Below are 461 nucleotides of genomic sequence, written 5' to 3' on the forward strand. Positions count from 1 at the left end.
GATTCCGCCCAACGCCGACAAACATGCACTGACTCGTGATATGCGCCGGACCGTGTCGCCTATGCTGCAAAAGCCGATCAATGAGATAGATTTTGCTGGGGTATTGATGCAGATTCTTGATATCGCTCGTCGCCACCACATGACTATCCCGCCGCAGCTCATGCTACTGCTTAAGACCTTGGTCCATGTCGAAGGCTTGGGCCGTGATCTCTATCCTGAGCTGGATATCTGGTCACTTGCTAAGCCTATCCTTACCGGCTGGGTCAAAGAGCAGCTCGATCCAGTTCGCAATCTACAACAGCTTCGTAGTCAATTGCCTGAACTGCTCCTTACCAGTGCTCAGCTACCGAAGCTTCTTGATCAAGGACTACAAAGTCTGGCAACGCAAGGCTCAAGACAGGATGATCAGCTGCGTGAGATCCAGCAGATCCGCGCCGATATGCTCAACGATCGCCGCCGTG

At 52.9% G+C, this 461-nt stretch carries 1 protein-coding gene; it reads left to right on the top strand.

All coding sequences use genetic code 11. The annotated features are described in order from the left end of the window. Positions 1–461 (top strand): AarF/ABC1/UbiB kinase family protein (locus EG885_RS22445; protein WP_207392405.1); only part of this gene is annotated, 461 nt, incomplete at both ends.

It is taken from the genome of Paracoccus nototheniae (assembly GCF_004335005.1).
Classification (GTDB): domain Bacteria; phylum Pseudomonadota; class Alphaproteobacteria; order Rhodobacterales; family Rhodobacteraceae; genus Paracoccus; species Paracoccus nototheniae.